8 protein-coding genes, 1 tRNA gene and 2 rRNA genes (1 of these 11 running past the window's edge) are annotated in these 7,209 nt (G+C 65.7%); 7 read left to right on the top strand and 4 right to left on the bottom strand.

Annotation, left to right across the window (positions count from 1 at the left end; all coding sequences use genetic code 11):
- From E0E05_RS15515 to E0E05_RS15505, 3 genes are all read left to right on the top strand, one after another.
- A 23S ribosomal RNA gene (locus E0E05_RS15515) occupies positions 1-282 on the top strand (it extends 2,562 nt beyond the left edge of the window).
- A gap of 69 nt (positions 283-351) precedes the next feature.
- A 5S ribosomal RNA gene (rrf, locus tag E0E05_RS15510) occupies positions 352-466 on the top strand.
- Between the two features lie 137 nt (positions 467-603).
- Positions 604-680, top strand: a tRNA-Met gene (locus E0E05_RS15505).
- A 627-nt stretch (positions 681-1,307) separates the two neighbouring features.
- On the opposite strand, the gene E0E05_RS15500 is transcribed toward E0E05_RS15505, so the two are convergent.
- The 4 genes from E0E05_RS15500 to E0E05_RS15485 form a co-directional block, all read right to left on the bottom strand.
- Entirely contained in the window at positions 1,308-1,928 is a 621-nt protein-coding gene (locus tag E0E05_RS15500; RefSeq protein WP_158629390.1) for an RNA polymerase sigma factor, read from the bottom strand.
- A gap of 29 nt (positions 1,929-1,957) precedes the next feature.
- Positions 1,958-2,308 carry a hypothetical protein gene (locus E0E05_RS15495; protein WP_131617527.1) on the bottom strand — a complete coding sequence of 117 codons (351 nt, stop codon included), beginning with the start codon at positions 2,306-2,308 and terminating at the stop codon, positions 1,958-1,960.
- Between the two features lie 235 nt (positions 2,309-2,543).
- On the bottom strand, positions 2,544-3,095 hold the full coding sequence (gene petA / locus E0E05_RS15490; protein ID WP_131617526.1) for a ubiquinol-cytochrome c reductase iron-sulfur subunit: 552 nt from the start codon (positions 3,093-3,095) through the stop codon (positions 2,544-2,546).
- Positions 3,092-3,385: a DUF5676 family membrane protein gene (locus tag E0E05_RS15485; RefSeq protein ID WP_131617525.1), complete on the bottom strand. Its 294-nt coding sequence runs from the start codon at positions 3,383-3,385 to the stop codon at positions 3,092-3,094. Before E0E05_RS15485 ends, petA begins: the two co-directional genes overlap by 4 nt.
- Before the next feature lie 189 nt (positions 3,386-3,574).
- Here E0E05_RS15485 and E0E05_RS15480 point away from each other — a divergent pair, with 189 nt between their 5' ends.
- The 4 genes from E0E05_RS15480 to E0E05_RS15465 all read left to right on the top strand — a co-directional run bounded on the left by E0E05_RS15480 (position 3,575) and on the right by E0E05_RS15465 (position 7,198).
- Positions 3,575-4,294 carry a ferric reductase-like transmembrane domain-containing protein gene (locus E0E05_RS15480; protein WP_131617524.1) on the top strand — a complete coding sequence of 240 codons (720 nt, stop codon included), beginning with the start codon at positions 3,575-3,577 and terminating at the stop codon, positions 4,292-4,294.
- Between the two features lie 299 nt (positions 4,295-4,593).
- A complete protein-coding gene (locus E0E05_RS15475; protein ID WP_131617523.1) occupies positions 4,594-4,773 on the top strand; it encodes a YHS domain-containing protein in 180 nt (59 codons plus the stop codon).
- Positions 4,774-6,864: a copper-translocating P-type ATPase gene (locus E0E05_RS15470; protein ID WP_131617522.1), complete on the top strand. Its 2,091-nt coding sequence runs from the start codon at positions 4,774-4,776 to the stop codon at positions 6,862-6,864.
- Between the two features lie 16 nt (positions 6,865-6,880).
- Positions 6,881-7,198, top strand: coding sequence for a DUF2933 domain-containing protein (locus tag E0E05_RS15465; protein WP_131617521.1), 318 nt, complete (start codon positions 6,881-6,883; stop codon positions 7,196-7,198).
- Positions 7,199-7,209 lie beyond the last annotated feature (11 nt).

The following is a 7,209-nucleotide window of genomic DNA, read 5'->3' as shown; positions in this document are numbered from 1 at the left end:
TCGGTCCCTATCTGCCGTGGGTGTAGGACTATTGATGGGATCTGTCCCTAGTACGAGAGGACCGGGATGGACACACCGCTGGTGGACCTGTTGTCCTGCCAAGGGCATTGCAGGGTAGCTATGTGTGGAATGGATAACCGCTGAAGGCATCTAAGCGGGAAACCGGCCCAGAAACGAGTAGTCCCCGAGAGCCGTGGAAGACGACCACGTTGATAGGCTGGGTGTGGAAGCATGGCGACATGTGAAGCTTACCAGTACTAATAGCTCGATAGGCTTGATTCGTTCTCATTGCTCGTGTCCATGGCGTCCGCCATGGCAAAACCAGCTTCTCACTGACATGCATTTGGCCGACCTGGTGGTTATTGCGGGGTGGCTGCACCCGGTCCCATTCCGAACCCGGCCGTGAAACGCCCCAGCGCCGATGGTACTTCGTCTCAAGACGCGGGAGAGTAGGTCGCTGCCAGGTCTGCCAAACGCATGTCGGTTCTCGCTTTCGATGTTCTCATCGCCTTCGTTGCCTTCTCCGCACGGAGGCGCTCGCCTTTCCGGCACCTCGCTGTGTCGGAAGGCGGCTCTGCAGGGCCGGTTGGCCCTTTCAGTTGACGCGGGGTGGAGCAGCCCGGTAGCTCGTCAGGCTCATAACCTGAAGGTCGCAGGTTCAAATCCTGCCCCCGCAACCAAACAAACTATTGAATTTGATAAATAAATTAGCCCGCCATTTCGGCGGGCTTTTTGCGCTTTGGCGCCATGTTGCCACCATGTCGCCACGGTGAATCGAATTCCGGGCCATCTTTGTCCACAGATCTTTGTGCTCATCGCAAGCGCGAGACGCAGCTGGTTTCATCAGAACACCGCCAAGGCAGCAATGGTCACGCGGTTTCAGATTAGCTGGCGGTAGCCAGCCGCTGTCATCCAACGTGCGCGATTGAGATGTGATCGATGACGACTCTCCGCCCGTTGCCGGTCGGCTCCAATCGGCTCATCGAACAGGTCCGGGTAACTGTCATCCGATGATACGCTCGCGTCATGGGCGTCGATCAGCATGATGTAGAGCTTGAAACACGTCCGATCATAGCCGGTCAGCGTTTCGCCGGTGGGAGCAAAGTCGCGACAAGCGCGCATGGGTCACTGCCGCGTGTGAGAACATTCTGTACCCGAACCGGGATAATCCGAATCCGGGATTACCGAGAGAGCCGATTTCAAGAATTGATCGGCTTTTCGATGCCCGGCTCTCTCGGCGGCGCGCGTTATCTGGAATTGACAGAACGGCTCATCAGGGCCCGCACGGATGCGGGCCGCAATCGGTTTCAGCAATCGCATTCGGCGAAGCGGCCCTCGCCGCAGGTCGCGCAAACATCGCCGATGGCCGTTCTCAGCGCATGGCGCGCCCGGTGCAGGCGCACCCCCAAGGCGTTGACAGTTACGCCTTCATCGTTGGCGACAGCGGATCGAGGCTCCTCATCAAGATCGAGCCGACGGAGCAATTCGGCCTGATCGGGGCGAAGGCCGGCGAGCGCGACGGCCACGCACCGGCAGGCCGGCGCATCGTCGCTTGCCAACTCGGCCTGCGTCTCGTGCGGTTCGAGGCGATAGGCGTCCTCGCCGCGCCTTCGGGCCGCGCGCCGACGATAGTGGTCGACGATCGTCGAACGCAGGACGCAGCGCAGCCAGGCTCTGGCGCCGGGCAGGTCGTCGGGCGCGCCGGCGCAGCGGATCGCCCTCACACAGAAATCCTGAAATGCGTCGTCGGCCTCGTCCGGGCTGCTGAGGCGCCCTCGGACATAGCGCAGATAATCCCTGCGGTGTTCGACAAGGCAGTGGTGAACGGCCGTTGCGGGCTCGCGGCAGGCCGCGCCCGATACCGTTGTGGCGGCATGATGGACAGACATGGGAAATCTCCAGACACAGGCTTGCAAGACGGCCAGCACATGCGCACGGCGCGGCGCTGGCGGCTTTCTCAGGCTCGGATCTGGAGACGCGGCGGCTTGAAGTACCGGTAGGCGGGACCGGGCGGAGCACGCTCGCCGCGGATAATCGACAGGGGGCTCGCGGCGAGAACGAGGCCGACATCGACCGGCATCGGCGGCAGGTTGACGGCACAGGTCCCCGCCAGACGGCAACACCGGTCACCGGCGACGGAGCTGTCGATCTCGCCTGCATCCGTCCGGCACGACAATGCGTCCCGATCGGCGGCCGTGGCCTGTGCATGGGCCACGACATTGACGACGGGAACGGCGGGGTCGACGGTAAGGTCGGGCCTTGGATAATCGAACGCCATGGCGAGGATGGCGGCGGCAAGCAGCAGCAATCCCCCGGCGCGCAACCGCGCCGGCGACCGTTCCGCTCCTGCCTGGTTCCGCCACAAGCGCATGGGTCCCGCTTCTCAAGGTCGCCCACCTAGCCTCGACGATGGCGGAACGCCTCGCCTTGACCTCGATCAATGCCATGGCGTGTTCGGGCTTCTCACGCGCCGCTGGAGAGCGGGTCCTTTCCCGATGACTTGCCCGATGATCTGTGCGCGGCGCGGGGGGCCTGCTCTCCGATCAGCCGATCGTGACGGTCGTGTCGTTCAGGAACGCATAGGGCGGGACGACGAGATTGAGCGGCGCCGGGCCTTTGCGGATGCGGCCGGAGGTGTCGTAGTGCGAGCCGTGGCAGGGGCAGAACCAGCCGTTCCAGTCGCCGCGCCGGCCGCCGGGCATCTGGCCGTCCGGCACGCAGCCCAGATGGGTGCAGATACCGACGACGATCAGCCATTCCTCGCGTTGGACCCGGGAGGCATCCGTCGCCGGATCCCTGAGATCCGGTGCGTCGTCATCGGCCCTGGCCTCTGCGATCCGCTCGGGCGTGCGGCGGTCGATGAAGATGGGCTGGCTGCGCCAGGTCACGGTGACGCGCTGGCCCGGCTCGACCGGTTCAAGGTCGACCTCGATTTCCGCGACCGCTTGTATGTCGGCGGACGGGTTCATGGCGTCGATGAACGGCCAAAGGGCCGCAGCGGCGCCGACCGCGCCCATCATGCCGGTGGCGACGTAGAGAAAATCGCGGCGCTCGACCGGCGGCGGCCAGACTTCCTCGTCCGATGCCCCGGTCATCGTGCCGCCCTACCGGCGAACCAGTTATAGAGCGGCGCGAAGATCAGTGCGATGTACCAGCCATAGAGAAACGAGACGCCAAGGCCCCAGATAAAGTCGGGCCAGCTCAGCCAGTCGAACCAGGGAATCAGGCCGAGCCAGGTGCGATACATGGCCTGACCGGGCACGACGAGGTCGAAGGCGACGCAGAGAACGAAGGTGATCGCCAGGAAGAACCCCAGACTCATTCCGAAGGCGAATAGGGGGATGCGGCCGGTCGTCGTGGCGGGCGCGGTTCGGACAGTGTTCATGGCAAACCTCCTCGTCCGGCCCGTATCCGGCCACCGGTCGGCTGGCGGGAACGGTCGGGCCGATCTTGTCGGTAAGGACGCCATGATGGGTGCGTCATTACACAAGCGCTGCCGGGGGGACTTGACCTTGCCGCCGCCGGAAGGGCGAGACCTGACGCAGCTTGAACCCTGGATGATCGGGTATCATTGATGAGCGATGACACATCCGGCGGCGGCCGCCTCGCAAGGCGGTGGAGAGGCCCGCTCGGACGCAATCTTGTCGTGATCGTGCTGGCGGCGGCGCTGGTCGCCGGCTTTGCCGCCGTCCATGCCCAGTGGAGCCCGATGCATCGCTGGAACCGGGCGTTCGGCGATGCGTCCTTCCTGTTGCTGGCGCTCGCCATGGCCATGGGCGCAACGGCCAGACTGTGGCGCTCGGCGGGCCGGCTGATCGCCTTTCGGCGCGAACTGGGCGTCTATGCCACGCTGCTCGCCATCGTGCATCTGGTCATCATCCTGGCCGGCTGGGTGACATGGGATCTGTGGCGCCTGTTCGGCTTCGAGCTCCATCCCCAGCTCGGCCGCTACGTGATGGTGCAGCACGGCTTCGGGCTGGCCAACGCCATCGGTCTGGTCGCGCTGGCGCTGGCGATCCCGCTGGCACTGACCTCCAACGACGTGTCGGTGCGCCGGCTGGGCGCGCAGACATGGAAGGTGCTGCAGATGGGCGCGGTGCCGCTGTGGTGGCTCAGCGTCGCCCATGTGGGCTATTTCCTTTTTGCGCATTTCTTGAGCTTTCACCGCGCAACCCCCGAGCCCAATCCGCTGCAATGGCCGTTCGTCGGCCTGTTGTTCGCGGTTGTGAGCCTGAGGCTCGCAGCCTTCGTTGCGGCCAGCGCCCGCCCGCGCGACCTGTGCCGCCCGGCCTGAGGCGCGCACGGCTGTAATGGCGCGGCAGCCATGGCGTCCTTGTTGATCAAAGGGCACCCATTTGGCCCGACGGCCACTCAAGGAGGCACAGCCATGGACAGCAGACAAGGTATGGGCGCGCGGCGGCCGCAAGGCCTGAAGGCCGCCATCGACGAGGCCGGCGGCAAGGCCGACTGCTGTTGCGGCGGTGAGGGCAAGACGCAGCCGGCCACCGACCCCGCGCCCGCCGGACACCGCGGCACGGGGTGTTGCGGCGGCAAGGCGGCAGCGGACCGTGCAAAAGGGCAAGGCGGCCGGTCATGATCGTTCAGGACCCCGTCTGCGGTCGCCATCTGACGATCGATCAGGTGTTCGCCAGCGCTGACCATGAGGGCTGGGAATGTTTCTTCTGCTCGGCGGTCTGTGCCGGACGGTTCCGCAAGCAGCCGGCTCTGTTCGCCCAGGCCGCCCGCCAAACCAACCGCAAACAGGACGCCTGAATGGATCAGAGAACGGGCTACCATCACCACGGTCATGATCAAGCTGCGCCCGGCTTGGGGCGCGGCCATCAGGGCCATGGCGGCCACGACCATGGCGCCATGATCGCCGACTATCGCAGGCGCTTCTGGGTCACGGCCGTGCTGACGTTGCCGATCCTTCTGCTCGCGCCGATGATCCAGGGCTGGCTGGGGCTCGAGCAGACGCTGGACTTTGCCGGTGACGCCTATCTTCTCGCCGCGCTGTCGACCGCCGTCTATTTCTATGGCGGCTGGCCGTTCCTGACCGGCTTCTGGTCTGAGGTGCGCACCGACCGCACCGGCATGATGACGCTGATCGCGGTGGCGATCACGGCGGCCTATGCCTATTCGATGGCGATGGTCGTCATCGGCTCGGAAGAGACCTTCTTCTGGGAGCTGGCGACGCTGATCGCCATCATGCTGCTCGGCCACTGGATCGAGATGAAATCGGTGATGGGCGCGGGCAAGGCGCTCGAAAAGCTCGCCGCCCTGATGCCCGACACCGCCCATCTGGTCGAGGCCGACGGCAGCACCCGCGATGTCTCGGTCTCCGAGCTCACCGGCGGCGAGACGCTGCTGGTCCGGCCCGGGGAGAAGGTTCCCGCCGACGCGGTGATCGTCAAGGGCGAGTCGGCGCTCAACGAGGCCATGCTGACGGGCGAATCCAAACCGGTCAGCAAGGGCCCCGACGCGCAGGTGATCGGCGGGTCGATCAATGGCGAGGGCGCGCTCACCGTCAGCGTCATGCACACCGGCGAGGACAGCTTCCTGTCCAACGTCATCAAGCTTGTCGAGGACGCCCAGGCGAGCAAGTCCAGGACCCAGGACCTGGCTAACAGTGCCGCGCGCTGGCTCACCTTCATCGCGCTCGGCGGCGGCCTCGTCACCGTCCTGTTCTGGACGCTCCTGACCGGTCAGGGCTTTGCCTTCGCCATGGAGCGCGCGGTGACTGTGATGGTGATCGCCTGTCCGCATGCGCTGGGGCTCGCCGTACCGCTGGTCGTCGCCCGCTCGACAGCGATCGCCGCCGGCAACGGACTGTTGATCCGCGACCGCACCGCTTTCGAGGAAGCGCGCAACACACAGGCCATCATCTTCGACAAGACCGGCACGCTGACCAAGGGCGAGTTCGGCATCACCGACACGCTCGTCTATGACGAGGCCTTCACCGAAGCCGAGATGGTCGCCTATGCCGCGGCGGTCGAAAGCCGGTCCGAACATCCCATCGCCAAGGGCATCGCCGGTGCGGCGGCCGAAATCTGGGAGGTCGACGGCTTCAGGGCCATCCCCGGCAAGGGCGCCGAGGGCATGGTCAAGGGCCGCGCCGTCAAGGTCGTCAGTCCCGGCTATCTCCGTGCGAACGGCGTCGCGCTGGACGATCCGCGCTATCAGACGCTCAGCGGCGAGGGCAAGACGGTGGTCTTCGTGCTCGTCGACGACGAACTGGCCGGCGCGATCGCGCTCGCCGACATCATCCGGCCGGAATCGAAGAAGGCCATCGCCGACCTTCAAAAGCTCGGCATCCGCTGCATCATGCTGACCGGCGACAACCGGCAGGTCGCCGATTGGGTCGGCCGGCAGATCGGCCTCGACGAGGTGATCGCCGAGGTCCTGCCGCAGCAGAAGGCCGAAACCGTCAAACAGGTGCAGGCACGCGGGCTGATCGTCGCCATGACCGGCGACGGTGTCAACGACGCGCCGGCGCTCGCCCAGGCCAATGTCGGCATTGCCGTCGGCGCCGGCACTGACGTTGCCATCGAGACCGCCGACATCGTGCTGGTACGATCCGATCCGGGCGACGTCGCCGCCATTTTGGGCCTGGCGCGGGCGACGTACGGCAAGATGATCCAGAATCTCGCCTGGGCGACCGGCTACAACGCCTTCGCCATTCCCGCCGCCGCAGGCGTTCTCTTCCCCTGGGGCCTGATCCTGAGCCCGGCTATCGGTGCGATCTTCATGTCGGCGAGCACCGTGATCTGCGCCGTCAACGCCCAGCTTCTCAAGCTCGACCGCCAGCGCGACGGCAACCGTCGGGAGCCAGGCCTGACGCAATCGCCCTCCCGTGCCCATTGATCAAGGAGACCATCTCATGAACCACGACCCGTCACCGCGAGGCGATCGTGGCGCGCCTGAGCCCAATCGGACGAGCGGCCGGACATGGCCGCTGGTCGTGCTGATGATCGTTCTGGTCGCTGCGCTGGCCTACCAGTATCGCGGCGTCATCCCGGTCGAGCTGCTCTCCGTCGTGGCATTTCTGGCCGTGTGCGGCGGCATGCATGTCTTCATGCACCGCGCAATGGGGCACGGCGGGCATGATCGCGGCGGGCATGGGCAAGCCGGTCATCGTCGCACGCGCGCCCCACATGATGACGAAGACTGGCCGGACGACGGCCGCGGCGTGGCCTAGCGCCGGCACGA

This window comes from Roseitalea porphyridii, from assembly GCF_004331955.1.
GTDB classification, from domain to species: domain Bacteria; phylum Pseudomonadota; class Alphaproteobacteria; order Rhizobiales; family Rhizobiaceae; genus Roseitalea; species Roseitalea porphyridii.
This window is presented reverse-complemented; position numbering and strand designations above follow the sequence as displayed.